This window comes from Aeromicrobium sp. SORGH_AS_0981 (assembly GCF_031453195.1).
Classification (GTDB): Bacteria; Actinomycetota; Actinomycetes; order Propionibacteriales; family Nocardioidaceae; genus Aeromicrobium.
In genome coordinates this window covers 1,648,490-1,668,987 of the sequence record NZ_JAVIZD010000001.1, presented here as the reverse complement: position 1 = coordinate 1,668,987, position 20,498 = coordinate 1,648,490, and the positions used below count along the sequence as shown (strand labels likewise).

General features: G+C 71.2%; 20 protein-coding genes. 4 read left to right on the top strand and 16 right to left on the bottom strand.

Features of this window, described 5'->3' with window-relative positions; genetic code table 11:
* The first annotated feature begins 6 nt into the window (after positions 1–6).
* Entirely contained in the window at positions 7–1,074 is a 1,068-nt protein-coding gene (disA, locus tag QE370_RS08550) for a DNA integrity scanning diadenylate cyclase DisA (protein ID WP_309634100.1), read from the top strand.
* Between the two features lie 509 nt (positions 1,075–1,583).
* On the opposite strand, the gene QE370_RS08545 is transcribed toward disA, so the two are convergent.
* The gene (locus QE370_RS08545; protein ID WP_309634099.1) at positions 1,584–2,348 is read right to left on the bottom strand and encodes a hypothetical protein; all 765 of its coding nucleotides are present in this window, start codon (positions 2,346–2,348) and stop codon (positions 1,584–1,586) included.
* A gap of 47 nt (positions 2,349–2,395) precedes the next feature.
* Between QE370_RS08545 and QE370_RS08540 the strand changes: the two genes are divergently transcribed.
* A complete protein-coding gene (locus QE370_RS08540) occupies positions 2,396–3,295 on the top strand; it encodes an A/G-specific adenine glycosylase (RefSeq protein ID WP_309634098.1) in 900 nt (299 codons plus the stop codon).
* Positions 3,296–3,336: 41 nt separating this feature from the next.
* Here QE370_RS08540 and QE370_RS08535 read toward each other — a convergent pair whose 3' ends face one another.
* From QE370_RS08535 to QE370_RS08480, 12 genes are all read right to left on the bottom strand, one after another.
* Positions 3,337–3,810, bottom strand: a complete 474-nt coding sequence (locus tag QE370_RS08535; protein WP_309634097.1) for a hypothetical protein — start codon at positions 3,808–3,810, stop codon at positions 3,337–3,339.
* 419 nt (positions 3,811–4,229) lie between these two features.
* Positions 4,230–4,766, bottom strand: a complete 537-nt coding sequence (locus QE370_RS08530) for a hypothetical protein (RefSeq protein ID WP_253026942.1) — start codon at positions 4,764–4,766, stop codon at positions 4,230–4,232.
* A 419-nt stretch (positions 4,767–5,185) separates the two neighbouring features.
* Positions 5,186–5,599 (bottom strand): hypothetical protein, encoded by a 414-nt coding sequence (locus QE370_RS08525; RefSeq protein WP_253026943.1) that lies wholly within the window; start codon positions 5,597–5,599, stop codon positions 5,186–5,188.
* Between the two features lie 124 nt (positions 5,600–5,723).
* The gene (locus QE370_RS08520) at positions 5,724–5,996 is read right to left on the bottom strand and encodes a hypothetical protein (protein ID WP_309634096.1); all 273 of its coding nucleotides are present in this window, start codon (positions 5,994–5,996) and stop codon (positions 5,724–5,726) included.
* Between the two features lie 194 nt (positions 5,997–6,190).
* Entirely contained in the window at positions 6,191–6,373 is a 183-nt protein-coding gene (locus tag QE370_RS08515; protein ID WP_253026945.1) for a hypothetical protein, read from the bottom strand.
* A gap of 6 nt (positions 6,374–6,379) precedes the next feature.
* Positions 6,380–6,802, bottom strand: a complete 423-nt coding sequence (locus QE370_RS08510; protein ID WP_253026946.1) for a hypothetical protein — start codon at positions 6,800–6,802, stop codon at positions 6,380–6,382.
* A 364-nt stretch (positions 6,803–7,166) separates the two neighbouring features.
* Positions 7,167–7,469: a hypothetical protein gene (locus QE370_RS08505; protein ID WP_067854467.1), complete on the bottom strand. Its 303-nt coding sequence runs from the start codon at positions 7,467–7,469 to the stop codon at positions 7,167–7,169.
* A 109-nt stretch (positions 7,470–7,578) separates the two neighbouring features.
* On the bottom strand, positions 7,579–10,092 hold the full coding sequence (locus tag QE370_RS08500; protein ID WP_253026947.1) for an ATP-dependent Clp protease ATP-binding subunit: 2,514 nt from the start codon (positions 10,090–10,092) through the stop codon (positions 7,579–7,581).
* A 222-nt stretch (positions 10,093–10,314) separates the two neighbouring features.
* The gene (locus QE370_RS08495; RefSeq protein WP_309634095.1) at positions 10,315–10,572 is read right to left on the bottom strand and encodes an HPr family phosphocarrier protein; all 258 of its coding nucleotides are present in this window, start codon (positions 10,570–10,572) and stop codon (positions 10,315–10,317) included.
* Positions 10,573–10,599: 27 nt separating this feature from the next.
* Positions 10,600–12,645 (bottom strand): fructose-specific PTS transporter subunit EIIC, encoded by a 2,046-nt coding sequence (locus QE370_RS08490; RefSeq protein ID WP_309634094.1) that lies wholly within the window; start codon positions 12,643–12,645, stop codon positions 10,600–10,602.
* An 85-nt stretch (positions 12,646–12,730) separates the two neighbouring features.
* The gene (locus QE370_RS08485; protein ID WP_309634093.1) at positions 12,731–13,699 is read right to left on the bottom strand and encodes a 1-phosphofructokinase family hexose kinase; all 969 of its coding nucleotides are present in this window, start codon (positions 13,697–13,699) and stop codon (positions 12,731–12,733) included.
* Positions 13,696–14,487, bottom strand: coding sequence for a DeoR/GlpR family DNA-binding transcription regulator (locus QE370_RS08480; RefSeq protein WP_309634092.1), 792 nt, complete (start codon positions 14,485–14,487; stop codon positions 13,696–13,698). Before QE370_RS08480 ends, QE370_RS08485 begins: the two co-directional genes overlap by 4 nt.
* Before the next feature lie 145 nt (positions 14,488–14,632).
* Here QE370_RS08480 and QE370_RS08475 point away from each other — a divergent pair, with 145 nt between their 5' ends.
* Positions 14,633–16,279 carry a putative PEP-binding protein gene (locus QE370_RS08475; RefSeq protein WP_309634091.1) on the top strand — a complete coding sequence of 549 codons (1,647 nt, stop codon included), beginning with the start codon at positions 14,633–14,635 and terminating at the stop codon, positions 16,277–16,279.
* A gap of 120 nt (positions 16,280–16,399) precedes the next feature.
* Here QE370_RS08475 and QE370_RS08470 read toward each other — a convergent pair whose 3' ends face one another.
* Positions 16,400–16,894: a hypothetical protein gene (locus QE370_RS08470; RefSeq protein ID WP_309634090.1), complete on the bottom strand. Its 495-nt coding sequence runs from the start codon at positions 16,892–16,894 to the stop codon at positions 16,400–16,402.
* A gap of 152 nt (positions 16,895–17,046) precedes the next feature.
* Between QE370_RS08470 and QE370_RS08465 the strand changes: the two genes are divergently transcribed.
* Positions 17,047–17,976, top strand: a complete 930-nt coding sequence (locus tag QE370_RS08465; RefSeq protein WP_309634089.1) for a TauD/TfdA family dioxygenase — start codon at positions 17,047–17,049, stop codon at positions 17,974–17,976.
* A gap of 6 nt (positions 17,977–17,982) precedes the next feature.
* On the opposite strand, the gene lysS is transcribed toward QE370_RS08465, so the two are convergent.
* Together lysS and QE370_RS08455 are read right to left on the bottom strand one after the other, a co-directional pair.
* On the bottom strand, positions 17,983–19,512 hold the full coding sequence (lysS, locus tag QE370_RS08460; RefSeq protein WP_309634088.1) for a lysine--tRNA ligase: 1,530 nt from the start codon (positions 19,510–19,512) through the stop codon (positions 17,983–17,985).
* 85 nt (positions 19,513–19,597) lie between these two features.
* The gene (locus tag QE370_RS08455; RefSeq protein ID WP_309634087.1) at positions 19,598–20,440 is read right to left on the bottom strand and encodes a hypothetical protein; all 843 of its coding nucleotides are present in this window, start codon (positions 20,438–20,440) and stop codon (positions 19,598–19,600) included.
* Positions 20,441–20,498 lie beyond the last annotated feature (58 nt).

Sequence of the window (20,498 nt, the reverse complement as noted above, 5' to 3'; positions counted from 1 at the left end):
TCGCCCGTGGCCCCTCGACCAGACCTGCGCACCGTCCTCGCGGCGATCGCGCCCGGCACCTCGCTGCGCGAGGGCCTCGAGCGCATCCTGCGCGGCCGCACCGGCGCGCTCATCGTGCTCGGCCAGGACAAGGTCGTCGAGGCGGTCAGCACGGGCGGGTTCGCGCTCGACGTGCCCTTCACGGCCACCGGTCTGCGCGAGCTGGCCAAGATGGACGGCGCCATCATCCTCGACTCCGGCGCGCAGCGGATCCTGCAGGCCGCCGTGCACCTCATGCCCGACCCGTCCATCGCCACCGACGAGTCCGGCACGCGGCACCGCACCGCCGACCGCGTCGCCCGCCAGACCGGTCTGCCGGTCATCTCGGTGTCGGCGTCGATGCACATCATCGCCCTCTACCTCGACGGCACCCGCCACGTGCTCGAGGACGCCGGCGCCATCATCGGTCGCGCCAACCAGGCCATCGCCACCCTCGAGCGGTACCGCAGCCGCCTCGACGAGGTGTCCGACGCGCTGTCGGCGCTGGAGATCGAGGACCTCGTCACGGTCCGCGACGTCGCGGCCGTCGCGCAGCGCCTGGAGATGGTCAGCCGGATCGCCGCGGAGATCGACCAGTACGTGCTCGAGCTCGGCACCGACGGCCGTCTGCTCGCCCTGCAGCTGGAGGAGCTGATCAGCGGGGTCGACGCCGAGCGCGAGCTCGTCATCCGCGACTACATGCCGTCGGGGCGTCGGGGCCGGGCGGTCAGCACCGTCCTGCAGGACCTCGCCGAGATCGACTCCACCGAGCTCGTCGACCTCACGAGCGTGGCGACGGCGCTGCGCATCGGCGCCGGCGACTCCCTCGACCACCCGCTCGCACCGCGCGGCTACCGGCTGCTCGCCCGCGTGCCCCGACTGCCGCAGACGGTCATCGACCGCCTCATCGACCACTTCGGCACGCTGCAGAAGCTGCTGGCGGCCAGCATCGACGACCTGCAGACCGTCGAGGGCGTCGGCGACCTGCGCGCCCGCGGGGTCCGCGACGGCCTGTCGCGTCTCGCGGAGTCCAGCATCCTCGAGCGCTACGTCTGACGTTCGACGTCTGACGCTGACGTCGGACCGGCTTGCGCTCGGGGCGCGGGTCGGGTCCCGCGGCTGCCGTCGTCGCGACTCGCCCGTGCGCTGCCGCAGGGGGTCTGGGCTCTCTGGTGCGCTGCCTCGGCCTTCGCTGGGGGTGGCCTCCGAAAGGGCCTCGACCGGGCAGCTGGCGGCGGCGCTGGTCCGGGGTCTCGGGCTGCGGGTTCGTGCTGGGGATGGACGCTAGATTCTGCGTTCGTGCACCGGGGTCCGACGCTTCTGCCTTTGCTACGTGATCCCGTCGCGAACGCAGAAGCGTTCGACCTCGCGCACGATCCACCGCCCGGACGCGCCACCGCAGAACTCCGGCCCGAGACAGCAGAAGCGAAGAATCGTGCAACACACGGGAGCCCCGACCAGGCCCCGAGAGCCGGAGCCACCTCCAGGCCCGCTGCCGGTCGAAGCCCTTTCGGAGACCGGACACCGCGCCAGCCGCACCGGCCCAGGCACGCGGAGGGCCCGACTCAGTCCCGGCTCGGCGACGCGCTCGGAGTGGGGCTGGCCGAGGCGGACGGCTTCGCCGACGGCTTCGCCGACGCGCTGGCGCTGGGCGTCGGGCTGGGGCTCGGCTTGGGCTTGGGCTTCGGCTGGACGAGCTTGAACGTCGTGGCCCCCGGCTCGCCACCGAGCGTGCCGATGCGCAGCGTGTAGGTGCCCGGCGACGCCCAGCCCTCGCGCGGCGAGCAGGCGGGCCCGGAGCCGCGGCCCGACCACCGCGCCGACGCCGCCGTCGCCCACCCGGGGCTGAGCGCCACCGGCTCGTCGAGCAGGGCGGTCTTGCAGACCGTGGAGTCCCACACGGCGGTGTCGCCACTCTTGATCACGGCGATGAGGTCGGTGTCGCCCGGGTCGAGCGTGCAGCCCTTCTTGGCGGTGGTGGAGATGAGCAGCTCGACGCGCACGGCCTGCCGTGCCGACTGGTCCTCGGGCACCGTGGGCGTCATCCGCACCGACTCCGGCGTGCAGGCGGTGCTGGTGGCCGTCAGGGTCACCTGGGCGTCGCTCTGCGCCGACCGTGACGGTGTCGGGCTGGGCGTCGGCGAGGCCGTGGCCGACCCGCTGGCCGAGGCGCTCGGGGAGGGCGCTGCGGCAGGACGGGAGTCGTCCGAGCCGCCGGGCCACAGCTTCACCACGAGCCAGACCACGAGCAGCACGACGGCGAGGAGGAGGAAGCGACGACGCCAGTAGATCGCCCGCGGCAACGGACGGCGGGTCGGTCGCGTGCTCACGCTCCGAGGGTAGTTCGCATGGACGCGCGTGCGAGGATCGACGCGCCATGCCGCCCCCGTCCGCTCCCCTCCCCGACGACCTCGCCGGACTGCACGACGCCGTCGTCGGCTGGTTCGACGACCACGCCCGCGACCTGCCCTGGCGCGGGACGGCCGAGGTGCTCCCCGAGCCGTGGCCGGTGCTCGTGTCGGAGCTGATGCTGCAGCAGACCCCGGTCGTGCGAGTGCTCCCCGTCTTCGAGGCATGGATGGCACGGTGGCCGACGCCCGCCGACCTCGCCGCGGAGCCGTCGAGCGAGGCCGTGCGGGCGTGGGGCCGGCTCGGCTACCCACGACGCGCGCTGCGCCTCCACGCGGCCGCGGTCGCGATCACGACCGAGCACGACGGACGGGTGCCCGACGACCACGTCGCGCTGCTCGCGCTGCCCGGTGTCGGCGAGTACACGGCCGCGGCGGTCGCCTCGTTCGCGTTCGGCCAACGGCATGCCGTGATGGACACGAACGTCCGACGCGTGCTGGCGCGGGTCGTCCTCGGTCAGGCGTACCCGTCGACGTCGGTCACGGCCGCCGAGCGGCGGCTGGCGCAGGCGCTGCTGCCCACCGACGACGCGCACCGGTGGGCGGCCGCGACGATGGAGCTCGGTGCCCTCGTGTGCACCGCCCGAGCCCCCCGCTGCGACGTCTGCCCCGTCGCCGACCGCTGCCGCTGGCTCGCGCTCGGCCGCCCCGACCACGACGGCCCCCCGCGCCGCGGCCAGGCGTGGGCCGGCACCGACCGCCAGTGCCGCGGCCGCCTCCTCGCGGTGCTGCGCGACGCGACCGACCCGGTGCCGAAGGCGGCGCTCGACGCGGTCTGGGACGACGCCGCGCAGCGCGAGCGCTGCCTCGACGCGCTCCTGGACGAGGGCCTCGCCCAGGTCCACCCCAACGGGACCTTCACCTTGTAACGGGCGACCCAGGGAGAGGCAGACGACAACTCTGCGGCGTCTCACGTCATCCCTGAACCCGCGCGTTCACGTTTGCGTTGACGACAACGCGACGACTCGGCCTCCCACATGCCTTCGTCGAAGTTGATCACGTATCGATGTGCTGCGCGGTCATACTCAACCGTGGCCGGGTCCTCAGCAGGCTCGAGCTCTTCGACCGCCCAGCCCGCCACCGCAAGCTCGATCGCGCCCTCCTGGACATCTGTCAACGGATACCAGAGGTGATGAAGGACAAAAACCAGCTCTCCTCCGTCGGCCGCAACTGCAGCCCGAAATCTTGGCACTACGCGGCGAAGTCCTACCAGTAACTGCGGTGTGTCACCTTCCCACCCGCTTGCAACGTTCACCACGAGCCAGACTTGTGGGGCCGCAGGGATGGCACCGGGGGGCTTGGCGTCCGCGACATGTACAGACATCTCGAGATCGACCATGAGCCCCCAGCTCCACTGGAGAAGGCGAAGCTCGTAGCGGCTCATTGAGCACCCCTCCACTGCGCCGCGCATGACGCGGCCTCTTCCGCGTGGCCGCACGGCTACTCAGCGAACGTCGTCGGCGGCCACTCGCTCGCGGGCGTCCGCGAGATGAGCGAGGGCGCTGGCGCCACCCGGCTCAGCCACGCACCGTGCGAGCAGTGGGTACAGCGGATGACGCAGTACCCGAGACCACGGTCGGGAAGGACGACCTCACAGAGAACCTGGAGTCCGGCGCGACCGTCTCGAGGACACGTCATAGCGGCCGGGTCCTCTCCGCCCAGTGCCGCGACGAGCATGTCGTGCCAAGCGCTTGTGCGAGCACTTCGTTTCATGGAGAGTCCAGGCCGGGCGCAGAGGTTCGGGGTCGTCAGTCTCGCACGCTCGCTGGCCGCCCGGGCGCGCCGACCCTCCATACGATCCTTTCAGTCCTCGCCGAGACGCCCCCACTTCAGAACGCTCGTGAAGATATCGTCGTCGTTCTCGTTCACATCGACGGAAACCGCCACGACGACGTGGTCAAGGCCGTCAGACGACAACACGAAGACGCTGCTGGCGCGATCGAGCCGAGGCAGCGTCGGAAGCCGCAGGTCCTCTCGGTCCCCCAGCCGATCCACGGAAAGGCCCCTCATGAGGTGAGGAAGGGCCATGTAGTCCACACCGCGAAAGATAAGATCGATGTTGAACGGTCGAGCCACCCCTCGCGGACTACGGATCAGAAGCGATGCGTGGCTGGGGGTGTACTCCCAGACCTGGAAGGTCGCCCCCGGGTAGTGGGCGATCATCGCTGGCGGCCCTCCTCTCGTTCGTCCCAGGATAGTTACGTACCGCGATCGTGGACGCTGTTCGCTTGGGCCGAGTCTGCTCTTCGACCGGACGACCATCGCGGGCGCGCGCACGCCCCGCTGCGATGCGCTTGCGACCGGCCGCACGCCGTCGACGACGATCTCGCCCAGGTCCATCCGACCGCGGCGTGCGCGCTCTACGTTTCCCCTGAACCGATCTGACCACGCCACCACGATTCGTCGCGCCCGGCCATCTCAAGCTCTTCGATCGTGGAGAGGACGTGTGTGACGAATGGTTCAGGTGGTCGAACACCGTGGTCGCGGACGTAGTGGGCCAGGCCCTCGGGCCAGACGTACACCGCATCGCTCAGCTCGAGGGAGCCGTTGGAGACGCCACAGACGCGACATGGTGAGAAACCCATGCAGGCGCGTACGACGAAGCCTCGGCGTGAGGTACTCGTGGACCTGATCCCGCTCCACCTCGTCCCACGTTTCATCGACGTAGCTCTGAGGCGATGGCCATCGATGATCTGCGGGCGAGCCTCTACCTTCCTCGCGACGCCATTACCCGATCAGGATCAGATGGGGTCGAACCATCACTCCACGCTCCGTACGTCGGCGCCCCGGCGCTCATGCCCGCCCCTCTCCTCGACGGCCCGAACGAACTCCTCCGGTGGGCGGTACCGGTGACGCTCGATGTAGTGCAGGACAAGCGAAGGCGCCGAGTACACGACACCTGACACGCTCCGCACGTGGATCTCGCTCATCCCCAGGTACAACGGGGTGGGATGCCGGGGCACGTCGATGCGGATCGGCGACTCCTCGTCGCAGAAGGGGCAGTAGTGGCATCCGCGCATCAGGTGGGGCATCTCGAACGCCAGGTCGATCAGCCGCTCGACGACGTGGGCAGGGACGTCGCCGCGGTCGAAGGTGTGTGCGTCGGCGAGCCACCCGACCGCCAGCATGGGCGAGTCCGACCGTGCGTAGCGGTACGGCGACAGGTCCGGCATGTACATCGAGCGTCACCTTTCCTCGAGCTCATCAGACCATGGACGACGCCCTCGGCGCTCCCTGTCGACTGCGGAGGCGAACCAGGGCGCAACGTGGAGGCGCTCGCGACACGACGCTGGATCCCTAGTGAAAGAACTCTTCCGGAGCCGCGTCGAGGGCGTCGCGCATGTGTTGCTCCGTGACTGACGGGATGACCAGCAGTCGACTCACCGCGAAGGCCGACCGCTCGGCCACCTCTCCGCCCACGTCCTGCTGCAACCGGATCGGATCGTAGAAGACCACGCTGAAGCACTCGCCTCCCCGTTCCACTGCGGCGTCCCAGAACACACCTTTCGCCTCCACCTCCCGCGAGTAGTCCGGAAAGTCCTGGGGGAGAACAAGAACGCGCCGCTTCATGGATGACACTCGATTCTCGCTGGACAGGCTTTGAACCGTCTGGAGGACCTGGGACGACACATCGGCAGTTCACGTCGACGCCGCTCCCGCCGTTCGCCGTGGCTCGTTCACGCCCGCACCGCTCACCCCTGCCAGAGTGGCCCAGGCGGCGGTGAGCGCCCGACGTCGCGTTGAAGCTTGGTGATGTCGGCACCTCACTCGGTCGGCGCCCCGTCGCTGTCGGTCCGTGCCAGGCTGAGCCACCACGCATCGTCGATCTCGGCCGCTTCGAGCCGGTCCGTCGCTTCTGCGCCTGTCGCCACCCGCAGCGCCTCTGAGAAGGCTGCCGAGGGCGGAAAGTGGTGCGCGTCGATGTCATCGATGAAAAGCGTCAGCACGTGGCCTCAGAAGTCGAAGGAACGGACGAGCTTCGTCTCCAGTTCCGCGTAGATGCGGAGGTATGACGCCTCGTCGAAGTCAGGCGGCAGCCAGTTGCGTTCCGCGAAGTCTTCCAGGGCTACTGGAGGCACCGTGATCCCGTACTCACGGATGTATGCAGTGGCGTCGAGACGCCAGTAGTACTGGCCGTCCGAGGCAATCGCCGAGCCGCCTGGCACAACAAAACGACTCCCGATCTCGTCCCGAGTATGTTCCGTCCACGCCAAGAACACAGGACAGCCGTCCAGGTACCTGATCACTCGGTCACGCACAGCGAGCGCCAACGCCGGCGACTGCAGAAGGGCTTCCGCCCTCCACCGATCCGAGCCGGGCTCTTCCGCGAAAAGCCCCAGGGGCTGCAGGAACAGGTCGGATGCGCCGTCGGTCATCGGGATTCTCCTGCAGGAAGCGCCCGGTCACCGGGCTGAGTTGACCTTTTCGCATGGTAGCCACTGGCCGGCGGCGAGCACCGCCGTGCGTTCGCGACGATTCATCCTTGCCCTCCGACCTGCTTCGGGGCTCCGAGTTCGACTGGTTCCGCCACCCTCAACTCACCGACCATCGTCACTCCCTTTCTTGATGACGACGAGATCCTTCAGCATTCACGTGCCTCGCGCGGCAAAATCTTGGAAGTATCGGGAGCTTACGTACGATTCTCCCGGCGCGATGACCGCCATCGCCTGTCAGGCGTTCCGGAACGTCATCGCCCCTTTCGCGGCGCGAAAGGGGCGATGACGTTCCGAACCGTAGGGACTACTCCGTCGTGCGGGAGCGGCGGGCGGAGAGGCCGGCGGCGACCAACGTGCCGACGCCGGCGACGACGAGGACGAGGCCGGCGATGCGGAAGGGCTTCGGGGAGGAGCGGTAGTCGGCGATCTCGTTCCAGCTCTCCTGGGAGATCGGGCAGTCCTGCTCGGCGTCGACGAAGCCCGACGTCGGGCCGTTCTCGGAGGTGCAGACGGCCTTCGGCTCGCCCGGCTGGAGGGCGAAGGCGAGGACGCCGAGAAGGATCAGGACTGCGCCGACGACCAGGAGGTTGCGTGCCTTGGGGCTCATGCCGAGAAGACTGTCCTGGTTCGAGGTCGCCGTCCAGTCGAACGACGAAGGCCCACCACCCGTCGGGGTGGTGGGCCTTGTCGGACGTGCGGACTGCTCGTGCTGGCTGCTACTCGGAGGTGCCGGCCTCGACCGCGAGCGGGTCGTGGCCCTCGGTCAGCTCCAGGTCGGCCTTGGGCGTGCCGCGGAAGGTGAACACCGCGTCCACGCCCTCACCCTCGACGTCGACCAGGACGATCTCGCCGGCGCGCAGCTCACCGAAGAGGAGCTTCTCGGCGAGGGTGTCCTCGATCTCGCGCTGGATGGTGCGCCGCAGCGGGCGCGCACCGAGCACGGGGTCGAAGCCACGACGGGCGAGCAGGTCCTTGGCCGCGGGCGTGAGCTCGATGCCCATGTCCTTGTCCTTCAGACGGGTCTCCAGGTTGCCGACCATGAGGTCGACCATCTGGATGATCTCGTCCTGCGTCAGCGGCGGGAACACGACGATCTCGTCGACACGGTTCAGGAACTCCGGACGGAAGTGCTGCTTGAGCTCCTCCGACACCTTCGCCTTCATCCGGTCGTACGAGCCGACCGTGTTGCCGGCGTCGGCGAAGCCGAGCGAGACGCCCTTGCCGATGTCACGCGACCCCAGGTTCGTGGTCATGATGATCACGGTGTTCTTGAAGTCGACGACGCGGCCCTGGGAGTCGGTCAGGCGACCTTCCTCCAGGATCTGCAGCAACGAGTTGAAGATGTCCGGGTGGGCCTTCTCGACCTCGTCGAACAGCACGACGCTGAACGGCTTGCGGCGCACCTTCTCGGTGAGCTGGCCGCCCTCCTCGTAGCCGACGTAGCCGGGAGGCGCACCGAACAGCCGCGCCACCGTGTGCTTCTCGCTGTACTCGCTCATGTCGAGCTGGATCAGCGCGTCGTCGTCGCCGAACAGGAAGTTCGCGAGCGCCTTGGAGAGCCACGTCTTGCCGACGCCCGAGGGCCCGGCGAAGATGAACGACCCGCCCGGACGACGCGGGTCCTTCAGGCCCGCCCGCGTGCGACGGATGGCCCGGCTGAGCGCCTTGATGGCCTCGTTCTGGCCGATGACGCGCTTGCCGAGCTCGGCCTCCATGTTGAGCAGGCGGCCGGACTCCTCCTCGGTCAGCTTGACGATCGGGATGCCGGTGGCGAGCGCCAGGACCTCGGCGACGAGCTCCTCGTCGACGACGGCCACGACGTCCATGTCGCCGGCCTTCCAGGCCTTCTCGCGGTCGGCCTTGGCGAGGATGAGCTTCTTCTCCTCGTCGCGCAGGGAGGCAGCGGCCTCGAAGTCCTGCGCGTCGATGGCGCCCTCCTTGCGGCGGCGGACGTCGGCGATCTTCTCGTCGAACTCCTTGAGGTCCGGCGGAGCCGTCATCCGGCGGATGCGCAACCGCGAGCCCGCCTCGTCGATGAGGTCGATCGCCTTGTCCGGCAGGAACCGGTCGGAGACGTAGCGGTCGGCCAGGGTGGCCGCCGCGACCAGCGCGTCGTCGGTGATGGTGACGCGGTGGTGCGCCTCGTAGCGGTCGCGCAGGCCCTTGAGCATGTCGATCGTGTGCGCGATCGACGGCTCCGGCACCTGGATGGGCTGGAACCGACGCTCGAGCGCCGCGTCCTTCTCGAAGTGCTTGCGGAACTCGTCGAGCGTGGTGGCGCCGATGGTCTGCAGCTCACCGCGGGCCAGCATCGGCTTGAGGATGCTGGCGGCGTCGATCGCGCCCTCGGCGGCACCCGCACCGACGAGCGTGTGGATCTCGTCGATGAACAGGATGATGTCGCCGCGGGTGCGGATCTCCTTGAGCACCTTCTTCAGGCGCTCCTCGAAGTCGCCGCGGTAGCGCGACCCGGCGACGAGCGCGCCGAGGTCGAGCGTGTAGATCTGCTTGTCCTTGAGCGTCTCGGGGACGTCGCCCTTGACGATGTCCTGGGCGAGACCCTCGACGACGGTCGTCTTGCCGACGCCGGGCTCGCCGATCAGCACCGGGTTGTTCTTGGTGCGACGGCTGAGGACCTGCATGACGCGCTCGATCTGGTTCTCACGACCGATGACCGGGTCGAGCTTGCCCTCGCGGGCGGCCTGGGTGAGGTTGCGACCGAACTGGTCGAGCACGGCGGAGGTGCTGGGCGCGGCCTCGGCGGGGGCGCCGGAGGTCTCGGCCTCCTTGCCCTGGAAGCCGGAGACCAGCTGGATGACCTGCTGGCGGACGCGGTTGAGGTCGGCGCCGAGCTTCACGAGGACCTGGGCGGCGACGCCCTCGCCCTCGCGGATCAGGCCGAGCAGGATGTGCTCGGTGCCGATGTAGTTGTGGCCGAGCTGGAGCGCCTCGCGCAGGCTGAGCTCGAGGACCTTCTTGGCCCGCGGCGTGAACGGGATGTGCCCGCTCGGTGCCTGCTGGCCCTGGCCGATGATGTCCTCGACCTGCCCGCGGACGGCCTCGAGCGAGATGTCGAGGCTCTCCAGGGCCTTGGCGGCGACGCCCTCACCCTCGTGGATGAGGCCGAGGAGGATGTGCTCCGTGCCGATGTAGTTGTGGCTGAGCATGCGCGCCTCTTCCTGGGCGAGCACGACGACGCGACGGGCGCGGTCGGTGAACCTCTCGAACATGTGGCCCCCTTGATCGGGTGTGTTCTCTTCAGTCTAGGTGCGGCCGCCTCGCCGCACTGCGCGACGTCCACGTACGTCACACAACTGGAACACGGGGTGCGCTGTTCCGTTGTTCACCCTGGGCGTAACTGGCCTCGTGCCGGGTCGTTCGACGGACGTGCGAGGGGCCCGCGTCGCAGTGGCAGCTGCGGCGCGGGCCCCTGGTCCGGGACGGCGGTGCCGTCAGGCGTCGAGGTCGGCCTCGACCAGGGCGGCGACGGCGTCGACCGCGGCCTGGTCGTCGCTCTCCACGACGATCTCGGTGCCCTGGGCGGCGCCCAGGGTCATGATGAGCAGCGCCGAGCCCGCGTCGACCGGCTCACCGCCGGCCACCGCGAGGGTGACGGGCGAGGACTGGTCGGCAGCGGCGGCCGCGATGGTGGCGGCCGGTCGGGCGTGCAGGCCGACGGACGAGCCGACGGTCACGGTCTTGCTGGGCATGGTGGGTCCCTTCAGGAGTGCGTTGGGTCAGGCGTCGACGGGGACGCGGGTGTACACGTGCTCGAACTCGCTGCTGTCCTTCTCGACACGCAGCGACTTCAGCAGCGTGACAGACGCAGCGCTGACGAGCGTGCCGACCACGAGCGCGACCAGGAACCACAGCACGTGGTCGACCGCGAAGAGGACGAAGATGCCGCCGTGGGGCGCGGCGAGCGTGACGCCCGCGCCCATGGAGATCGCACCGGCCGTGGCCGAGCCGAGCATCATCGACGGGATCACGCGCAGCGGGTCGGCCGCGGCGAACGGGATCGCACCCTCGGAGATGAAGGCGGCGCCCAGCAGCCAGGCTGCCTTGCCGTTCTCCTTCTCGGCCTCCGTGTAGAGGGTCGAGCGGACGGCCGTCGACAGCGCCATGGCGAGCGGCGGGACCATGCCGGCGATCATGACCGCGGCCATGATCTTCACCTCGGCGCCGCCCGCCGCGATGGCGTCGGCGGTGAGGCCGGTGGTGGCGAAGACGTAGGCGGCCTTGTTGACCGGACCACCGAGGTCGAAGCCCATCATCGCGCCGAGGATGACGCCCAGGAGGATCAGCGAGCCGCCCGTCATGCCGTTGAGCTTGTCGGTGAGGCCGGCCGAGAAGTCGGCGATCGGCTTGCCGAGGACCATCAGCATCAGCAGGCCGCTGACCAGCGTGGTGACGAGCGGGATGATGACGACCGGCATGAGCCCGGCCAGCCAGCGCGGGGCCTCCTGCTTGGCGATCTGGTGGGCGATGAGGCCGGCCAGGATGCCGCCGACGATGCCGCCGAGGAAGCCTGCACCGATCTGGTTGGCCAGGAAGCCCATCACGAAGCCGGGCGCGATGCCGGGACGGTCGGCGATCGCGTAGGCGATGTAGCCGGCGAGGGCGGGGACGAGGAAGCCGAACGCCCAGGCGCCCAGCGAGAACAGCAGCGCGCCGAAGTAGGTGGCGAGCGCGCTGCCGAAGAGCGCGTGCTCGCCGGCCGCGGGCAGGTTGAAGATCGTGTTCTCGAGCGCGATCTTGTTGCCCTCGCCCGTGATGTCGTAGCCCGCGAGCAGGAAGCCGAGGGCGATCAGCAGACCGCCGGCCGCCACGAACGGGATCATGTAGCTGACGCCGGTGAGCAGCCACTGGCGCAGCTTCAGGCCGATGCCCTGGTGCGACGACGACTCGTCGGCCTGGGCCGCGGCGACGCCGTCGACGCGCTTGGCGCTCGGGTCGGCCGCTGCGGCGACGGCTTCGGAGACCATCGTGTCGGGCTCGTTGATGGCGCGCTTGACGCCGCTCACGATGACCGGCTTGCCCGCGAAGCGCGACGCGTCCTTGACGCCCACGTCGGTCGCGAAGATGACCGCGTCGGCACCGGCGATGGTGGCCGAGCTCAGCGGACGGGCGCCCGACGAGCCCTGCGTCTCGACCTGCAGGTCCACGCCCGCGCGCTCGCCGGCCTGCACGAGCGAGTCGGCGGCCATGTAGGTGTGCGCGATGCCCGTGGGGCAGGCCGTCACGGCGACGATGCGCACGGGGCTGCCCTCGGCGGACGCGGCGGAGGGCGCGACCTCCGCTGCTCCCTCCGCAGCGGGGGTCGCGACCGGCTGGGGGGACACGACGTCCTCGACCAGCGCGACGACCTCGTCGTCGGACGACGCGGCGCGCAGGGCGTCGGTGAACTCGCTGCGCACGAGCGCGCGGGCGAGGGTCGAGAGCAGCTTCAGGTGGTCGGAGTCGCCGCCGGCGGGGGCGGCGATGAGGAAGACGAGGTCGGCGCCGCCGTCGGGCGCACCGAAGTCGGCGCGGGGCTCGAGGCGCGCGAAGGCGAGCGTGGCCTCCGTGACGGCCTCGGACCGGCAGTGCGGGATGGCGATGCCGCCGGGCAGGCCCGTGGCGGAGGTGGCCTCGCGGGCCATCACGTCAGCGGCGAGGGCGTCGGCGGAGGACGCGCGGCCGGCGTCGGCGACGCGACCTGCGAGCGCGGCGACGACGGACGACGCGTCGGCCCCGAGGTCGGCGTCGAGCGCCACCAGGGCGGGGGTGATCAAGCGGGACATGGTCGTTCTTCTCTCTGGGCGGTGCGGGGGTGGGGGTGCTGCGGTGGTGCTCGGTGCGGTGCTGTCGTGCTGGGGTGGTGCTTGCTCAGGGGGTCGGGTGGGCGACGGCGTCGAGGCGTCGGGCCTGCATGGGCTCGAGGGCGGCGACGTCGGCCGGAGTCGGGGGCGTGGAGCCGTCGAGGGAGGCGGCCGCGCTGCCGTGGGCGACGGCCGCGGCGAGCGCGGTGGCGTCGTCGGCGCCGGCCTCGCGGGCCAGGAGCAGCCCGGCGAGCGAGGAGTCGCCCGCGCCGACGGTGCTGCGCGGCGTGACCGGCGGCGTGGCGCAGAACCAGGTGCCGCGGGCGGTGGCGAGGACGGCGCCGGTGGCGCCGAGCGTCAGCAGCACCTCGGCCGGACCGCGCTCGGCGCGCAGGCGCTGCGCCTCGTGCGCGGCGAGCTCGGGGTCGGCCTCGATCGCGTCACCGTCGCCGCCGATGAGCTCGACGAGCTCGTGCCCGTTGGGCTTGACCAGGTCGGGCGCCGTCGACGGGTCGGCCAGCGCGGCCGCGAGCGCCGCGCCCGACGTGTCGACCGCGACCGTGGCGCCGACGGCCCGCAGCCGCGGCACCAGACCGGCGTAGAGGTCGGCGGGCACGCCCGGGGGCAGCGAGCCGCACAGCGCGACCCACGACGCGCCACGGGCGGCGTCGACGAGCGCCGCCACGAGGGCTTCGCGCTCCTCGGCGTCGAGCGGCGTGCCGGGCGCATTGAGCTTGGTGGTGGTGCCATCGGGCTCGGCGAGGGTGAGGTTGACGCGCGTGGCGCCCGCGATCGGGACCTGCACGACGGCGAGGCCGGTGGGCGCGAGCGACGTGACGACGGGGTCGCCCGGGGCGGCCGGGACCACGGCCCGCACGTCGACGCCGGCCGCCTGCACCACGCGGGCCACGTTGATGCCCTTGCCGCCCGGCTGGTCGGTGGACGCCGACGTGCGCAGCACGGCGCCGCGCTCGAGCGGTCCGTCGAGGCAGACCAGTCGGTCGATCGCGGGGTGCGCGGTGAGCGTGACGATCATGCGACCACGACCTCGAGGCCGGCGCGCTCGAGCCGCGAGACCTGCTCACGCGTGACGCCCTTGTCGGTGACGACCACGTCGAGCTCGTCGATGGAGGCGAAGCTCATGGCGTACTCGGTGTCGATCTTCGAGGAGTCGGCGAGCACGACCACGCGACGGGCCGCGGCCACGAGCGCCCGCTTGACCGCCGCCTCCTCGACGTCGGGCGTCGTGAGCCCGCGCTCGAGGCCGATGCCGTTGGCACCGATGAAGGCGACGTCGGGACGCATGCGCCCGTAGGCGGCGACGGTGTCGGCGCCGACCGCGGCGGCCGTCGTCGGGCGGACGCGCCCACCCACCACGAGCAGCGAGACACCCTCGTGCCGCGCGAGCCGGCCGGCGACGTCGATGCCGTGCGTCACGGCGTCGAACGCGGCGTCGGCGGGCAGCGCGTCGACGAGGGCGGCGGTGCTCGTTCCGGCGTCGAAGGCGACCCAGCCGTCGGTGTCGGGCAGGAGCGCGAGCGCGGCCTGCGCGATCGCCTCCTTCTCCGGCGCGTGCTGGGTGGCACGGTCCGTGACGGCGAGCTCCGCGGCCTGGGCCACGGTGCGGGCGACGGCGCCGCCGTGCACACGACGGGCCAGGCCGTGGCGCTGCAGCACGTCGAGGTCGCGGCGGATGGTCTCGCCGGACACCCCGAGCTCGTCCGCGGCGTCGACGACGCTCACTCGGCCGTGCTCGCTGAGGCGGGCGGCGAGGAGTGCGCGGCGTTCGGCGGCGTACACGAGTGCTCCTGGGGTCCGGTCCACGTCCCACGACACGGTGCAGGGGGGTGCAGGGTGTCCTGCGTCACCGCGTTGTGTGGATTTGTGTGGATTTGATGTTGATGTCTGCTGTTCTACGCGATAGTCTCGGGCCATGTCAAGCATGTCGGGCACATCCCCACAGATTTCCATGACGGCGGTCACCCTCACCGGGACCCCCGTGGTCGCCGGCGTCGGGCACGGCGCCGTGCTGGTGCCCGGCGACCGTCCGCACGTCCCCTCCGACGAGCCCGCGCGCGACGACACGGCCGAGCTCTTCGCCGCCGCGGCGGCCACCGTCGCCGGCCGCCTGCAGGAGCGCGCTGCCCTCGCCAGCGGGTCCGCCTCGGAGGTCCTGAGCGCCACGGCCGCCCTCGTGCAGGACCGCGGCCTCGCGGCCCTCGTCGCCAAGCACGCGAAGGGGGGACACGGCCCGGCCACCGCGACGTCGCGCGCCGTCGACGAGCTCGTCGCCATGTTCACGGCCGCCGGCGGGCTCATGGCCGAGCGCGTCACCGACCTGCGCGACGTGCGCGACCGCGTGGTGGCCGAGCTGCTCGGCCAGCCCGAGCCCGGCGTCGGCGTGCCGTCGGAGCCGTCGGTGCTCCTCGCCGACGACCTCGCCCCGGCCGACACCGCCGGCCTCGACCCGGCCCTCGTGGTCGGCATCGCCGTCCGGCTGGGCGGCCCCACGAGCCACACGGCGATCATCGCGCGTCAGCTCGGCATCCCCTGCGTCGTCGGGGTGAGCGACCTCCCTGACGAGCTGCCCGACACCGCGCTCGTCGACGGCGGCACGGGCGAGGTCGTGCTGTCGCCCGATCCCGCCGCTGCCGCCTCGCGCGCCGAGGCCGACGCCGAGCGCCGCGCCGCGAGCGCCGCCTGGGAGGGCCCGGGCCGCACCGCCGACGGGCACGCCGTGCAGGTGCTCGCCAACGTGCAGGACGCCAAGGGCGCCGAGCGTGCCGCGCAGGAGCCGGTCGAGGGATTCGGCCTCTACCGCACCGAGCTGAGCTTCCTCGACCGTCCGTCCGAGCCGACCGTGCAGGAGCAGACCGACGTCTACGGCGCCGTCCTGGCCGCGGCGGGGTCGGGCAAGGTCGTCGTGCGCACGCTCGACGCCGGTTCGGACAAGCCGCTCGCCTTCGCCGACATGGGCACCGAGGCCAACCCGGCGCTCGGCGTCCGCGGCCTGCGCGTCGGCCGTCGTCTGCCGGACCTGCTCGCGCACCAGCTCGACGCGGTGGCCGCTGCCTCGCAGGCGTCGGACGCGACCGTCTGGGTCATGGCGCCGATGGTGTCAGTGCCGTCGGAGGCTGCCGCGTTCGCCGCGGAGTGCCGCGCGCGAGCACTGACGCCCGGCGTGATGATCGAGACGCCGTCGGCCGCGCTGCTCGCGGAGCGGGTGCTGGAGCACGTCGACTTCGTGTCGATCGGCACGAACGACCTGAGCCAGTACACGTTCGCGGCCGACCGCATGTCGGCCGAGCTGGGCGACCTGACCGACCCGTGGCAGCCCGGCCTCCTCGTGCTCGTCGAGGCCGTGGCCCGCGCCGGCGAGCGCACCGGCAAGCCGGTGGGCGTGTGCGGCGAGGCCGCCGCCGACCCGGCCCTCGCCTGCGTGCTCGTGGGTCTCGGCGTCACCTCCCTGTCCTGCGCGGCGTCGGCCGTGCGGCCTGTGGGCGCACGGCTCGCGTCGGTGACCCTCGAGCAGTGCCAACAGGCCGCGCGAGCCGCCCTCGCCGCCGCCGACCCCGCCTCCGCCCGTGAGGCCGTCGCCGCCGTCCTGGACGCCTGACGCGCACTGCTGATTCCCATCACGTGATGGGAATCAGCAGCTCACCCCGGTTGTCCCTCACTCACCCTCGGAAACATCCGCAGGTGAGTGAGGAGGAGCCGGGGTGAGTGGACGAGCGGGTCAGCGGCGCCAGAGGTGCCGCATGATCGGCACCGTGGACGACGCTCCCGCCAGGGTTCCGAGGACGAGTCCCACGCCGAGCACCCACGGGCCGACCGCGGAGAGCGTGGCGTTCGGCAGCTCCTGGCCGAGGACCATGAGCACGACGCCGGCGATGAACACCGGCAGCACGATGAGGGTGCGTCGCGCCCCGCCCTGCAGGGTCGCCCTCAGGTCCTCACGCTCGGCGGCGTCCTCCTCCGGCGTCGCGCGACTGCCGTCCCGGCGGGGCGGAAGCGGTCGGCCGAGCTGCAACGGGCCGGCCACCGCGTAGTAGATGCAGAGCGCGAAGATCGCCCCCGCCGGCACGAGTACGAGGAGTCCGACGACGGTGATCCACAGCACGCCCTGCGTGTCTCCGAAGCCGGCGACGACCAAGCCCACCGCGAACGCAAGCCAGGCCAGGATGCCGCGAAGGGCCAGGGCACCGAAGCTCAGGTCCTTGAACGACCTCACGGGAACTCCTCACCTCGGAAACGCCCACATCGTGGCGTGTAGCGCACGGCTCCGCACGCCGACCGACGTCCCACGGAGCGGGACGTGCCCCACTCGACGTCGCCGGGGCGCACCGTGGAGGGGTCCCGTCCACCGCAGCACCGGAGTCGACCATGACCCTCACCGCACCTGACCCCACGCTCCGCTGCTCGCACGTCGTCGTGCGGCAGGTCGGCGGCCGGATCGGCGCGATCGTCGAGGGCGTGCGGCTCGGCGGCGACCTCACCGACGACGAGGTCGCCGACGTCCGCGCCGCCCTCCTGCGTCACAAGGTCGTGTTCGTCCGCGGGCAGCACCACCTCGACGACGCCGACCACCACGCGTTCGCAGCCCTGCTCGGCACGCCGACGTCGCCGCACCCGACCGTGCGCGGCGCGGCCAACGCGGTCCTGCCCATCGACTCCTCGCACGGCAAGGCCAACGCCTGGCACACCGACGTGACCTTCGTCGACCGCGTGCCCGCCATCAGCGTGCTGCGCGCGGTGACCCTCCCGCCGTACGGCGGCACCACCGTCTGGGCCAACACCGCAGCCGCCTACGCCGACCTGCACCCGGCGCTCCGGGCGATGGCCGACCGGCTGTGGGCCGTGCACACCAACCGCTACGACTACGCCGCCGACGTCGACGAGCAGCGCATCGGCGGCATCGACGTCCGCGAGGAGGCCTACCGCGAGGAGTTCGGTTCGCGCCTGTTCGAGGCCGAGCACCCCGTCGTCCACGTGCACCCCGAGACCGGCGAGCGCTCGCTGCTCCTCGGCCAGTTCGTCAAGCGGCTCGTCGGCCTCTCCACCCGCGACTCCGCCGACGTCTTCGAGCTGCTGCAGCGCGAGGTGACCCGGCTCGAGAACACCGCCCGCTGGAGCTGGCAGCCGGGCGACGTCGCGATCTGGGACAACCGCGCGACGCAACACTACGCGGTCGCCGACTACGACGACCACCACCGCGTCATGCACCGCATCACGGTCGCCGGGACCGTCCCGGTGAGCACCGACGGCGTGCGCTCCACGCTGCGCCAGGGCGACGCGTCGGCCTACTCGGCCTGACCGGGCTCAGACCTCGCGTCGCGAGATCGGGAAGAGGATCGCCTCGCGGATGCCGACGCCCTGCAGCAGCATCACCAGGCGGTCGACGCCGAGGCCCAGGCCGCCCGCCGGGGGCATGCCGAACTCCAGCGACCGCAGGAAGTCCTCGTCGACGTCCATCGCCTCGGGGTCGCCCGCGGCCGCCAGGCGCGCCTGCTCCTCGAGGCGCTCACGCTGGATGACCGGGTCGTTGAGCTCGGTGTACGCGGGCGCCAGCTCGACGCCGTTGATGATGAGGTCCCACGCCTCCACGAGGCCCGGGGTGCTGCGGTGCTTCTTGGCGAGCGGTCGCACGGCCTCGGGGTAGTCGCAGACGAACGTCGGCTGGACCAGGGTGTGCTCGACGAGCTTCTCGAACAGCTCGAGCACGATCTCGCCGGGGCCCCAGTGGTCCTGCAGGGCGACGTCGAGGCGGGCGGCGTGCGCCGTCAGCGTCTCCTGCGACGTGTCGACGTCGACGGTCTCGCCGACCGCCTCGCCCACGAGCTCGTGGATGGTCGCGCGCCGCCAGGGCGCCTCGAGGTCGATGTCGGTGCCATCGCGTCCAGGCACCACCGTCCTGCCCACCGCCCGCGCGGCGTCGACGACGAGGTCGCGCGTCAGCTCGGCCATCGTGTCGTAGGAGCCGTACGCCTCGTACGCCTCGAGCATCATGAACTCGGGGTTGTGGGTGTTGTCGACGCCCTCGTTGCGGAACGTCTTGCCGATCTCGTACACCCGGTCGATGCCGCCCACGAGCGAGCGCTTGAGATGCAGCTCGAGGGCGATGCGCAGCAGCGCGTCCTCGTCGAAGGCGTTGACGTGGGTGAGGAAGGGGCGCGCGGCGGCGCCGCCGTTGGTGTGCTGCAGCACGGGCGTCTCGACCTCGACGTAGCCACGCTCGTCGAGCGTGCGGCGCAGCGACTGCAGCACCTTCGCCTTCACGCGCACCGTCTCGCGGGCCTCGGGACGGACGATGAGGTCGACGTAGCGCATGCGGCTGCGTGCCTCGTCCGACAGCGGCTTGTGCTCGTTGGGCAGCGGACGCAGCGTCTTGGCGGCGATCGCCCACGACGACGCCTGCACGCTCAGCTCGCCGCGGCGGGACGTGATGACCTCACCCGTCACCGCGAGGTGGTCGCCGATGTCGACGAGCTGCTTGAAGCGGTCGAGCGACTCCTCCCCCACGCCGTCGAGGGAGACCATGGCCTGCAGGGCGGTGCCGTCGCCCTCGCGCAGCGACACGAACACCAGCTTGCCCGTGCCCCGCCGGAAGATGACGCGTCCGGCGACCGTGACGACGTCGCCGGAGTGGTGGTCGGGGCCGAGCGCCTCGGCGTCGTACGCGTCGCGCACCTGCGTGATCGTGTGCGTGATCCCCAGGTCGACCGGGTAGGGCTCGATGCCCGCGTCGATGAGCTGCTGACGCTTCTCGCGGCGGATCCGCAGCTGCTCGGGCAGGTCGTCGACCGCGTTCTCACCAGGGGGCGCTGCAGGGTTCTCGACGGAGTCGCTCACGAGAGCACACCTTAGTCGGGAAACGACCGGTCGCCGGAGGCGGCTTCGACCGTCTCCGCGGCAGGGCGACGGGCAGCAGGAGGACTCAGGGGGTCGCGGACCCGAGCGTACGATCTCCGGGGTCGCAACCTGCTTCGATCCTGTCCTGCTCCAAGGGCGCGCGCAGCTCCAAAGGAGCGTTCGACGGACGAAGACTCACGGTTACCGTCATGAGGGACTCCAGGTCCTCCAGCGAGCCGACCAGGTCCTGCGCCGGGTCGGGGACCTCGAAGCCGACCCGCTCGGCGACTCTCGCGGCCACCTGCATGTCGACGACCAACGTGGTGACCTTGCCGTCGACCACCCGTACGGTCCCCGGGACCAGGAGCCCGCCGTCGTTGGTCGACGCCGCCACTGCCGTCCCGAGCGACTCCCGCGACGGCGCGCCAGCAACGAGCGCGGTCAACAGGCTCTCGAGGGGCACGTCGACGGCGACGGCGGCCCCCCGGGACCTGCCGACCGGCTTGAGATCGTCCAGGAGCGCACCGACTGCCGGCCCGTCGCGATACTCGCGGCCACCCAACCTCGTCCAGCAACCGTCGGTCAGATCACCTGCCGAGAAGAACGTTCCCTCGTCCACGGTGCGCATGATGATCTTGAGGACGAAGGTTCCCCTTGCGGTGTCGACCAGTCCCAGGTTGTGCTCCGCATGCCAATCACCTCGGGACACGTCGAAGTCGCCGCTGCCGTCGAAGCGCATCGACCCCGTCTGCAGGAGGTAGTGGACCGGACCGTCGCTCACGGTCGCACGGACAGCTTCGGCCAGGTCGATCTCGGGAGGAGCCTGCGTCGGCCTTGAGCCTCCGCCACAACCAGCCACAACTGCGGCCACGACGACCGCGCCGACCCACACCCACCAGCTTGGTCTCCACGTCACGGTCGACAGCATCCCACCACCATGGACTCGGGTCGAGGAATGGACGAGAGGTGGCAGACGTTGGGGCCCG

Bases quoted from the DNA above. Each gene is read 5' to 3' on its own strand.
- QE370_RS08505 (WP_067854467.1), bottom strand. From the start codon at position 7,469: ATGAGCCCCAAGGCACGCAACCTCCTGGTCGTCGGCGCAGTCCTGATC.
- QE370_RS08465 (WP_309634089.1), top strand. From the start codon at position 17,047: ATGACCCTCACCGCACCTGACCCCACGCTCCGCTGCTCGCACGTCGTC.
- QE370_RS08490 (WP_309634094.1), bottom strand. From the start codon at position 12,645: ATGTCCCGCTTGATCACCCCCGCCCTGGTGGCGCTCGACGCCGACCTC.
- QE370_RS08525 (WP_253026943.1), bottom strand. From the start codon at position 5,599: ATGCCGGACCTGTCGCCGTACCGCTACGCACGGTCGGACTCGCCCATG.
- QE370_RS08500 (WP_253026947.1), bottom strand. From the start codon at position 10,092: ATGTTCGAGAGGTTCACCGACCGCGCCCGTCGCGTCGTCGTGCTCGCC.
- QE370_RS08530 (WP_253026942.1), bottom strand. From the start codon at position 4,766: ATGGACCTGGGCGAGATCGTCGTCGACGGCGTGCGGCCGGTCGCAAGC.
- QE370_RS08520 (WP_309634096.1), bottom strand. From the start codon at position 5,996: ATGAAGCGGCGCGTTCTTGTTCTCCCCCAGGACTTTCCGGACTACTCG.
- QE370_RS08495 (WP_309634095.1), bottom strand. From the start codon at position 10,572: ATGCCCAGCAAGACCGTGACCGTCGGCTCGTCCGTCGGCCTGCACGCC.
- QE370_RS08540 (WP_309634098.1), top strand. From the start codon at position 2,396: ATGCCGCCCCCGTCCGCTCCCCTCCCCGACGACCTCGCCGGACTGCAC.
- QE370_RS08535 (WP_309634097.1), bottom strand. From the start codon at position 3,810: ATGAGCCGCTACGAGCTTCGCCTTCTCCAGTGGAGCTGGGGGCTCATG.
- QE370_RS08455 (WP_309634087.1), bottom strand. From the start codon at position 20,440: ATGCTGTCGACCGTGACGTGGAGACCAAGCTGGTGGGTGTGGGTCGGC.
- QE370_RS08485 (WP_309634093.1), bottom strand. From the start codon at position 13,699: ATGATCGTCACGCTCACCGCGCACCCCGCGATCGACCGACTGGTCTGC.
- QE370_RS08475 (WP_309634091.1), top strand. From the start codon at position 14,633: ATGACGGCGGTCACCCTCACCGGGACCCCCGTGGTCGCCGGCGTCGGG.
- QE370_RS08510 (WP_253026946.1), bottom strand. From the start codon at position 6,802: ATGACCGACGGCGCATCCGACCTGTTCCTGCAGCCCCTGGGGCTTTTC.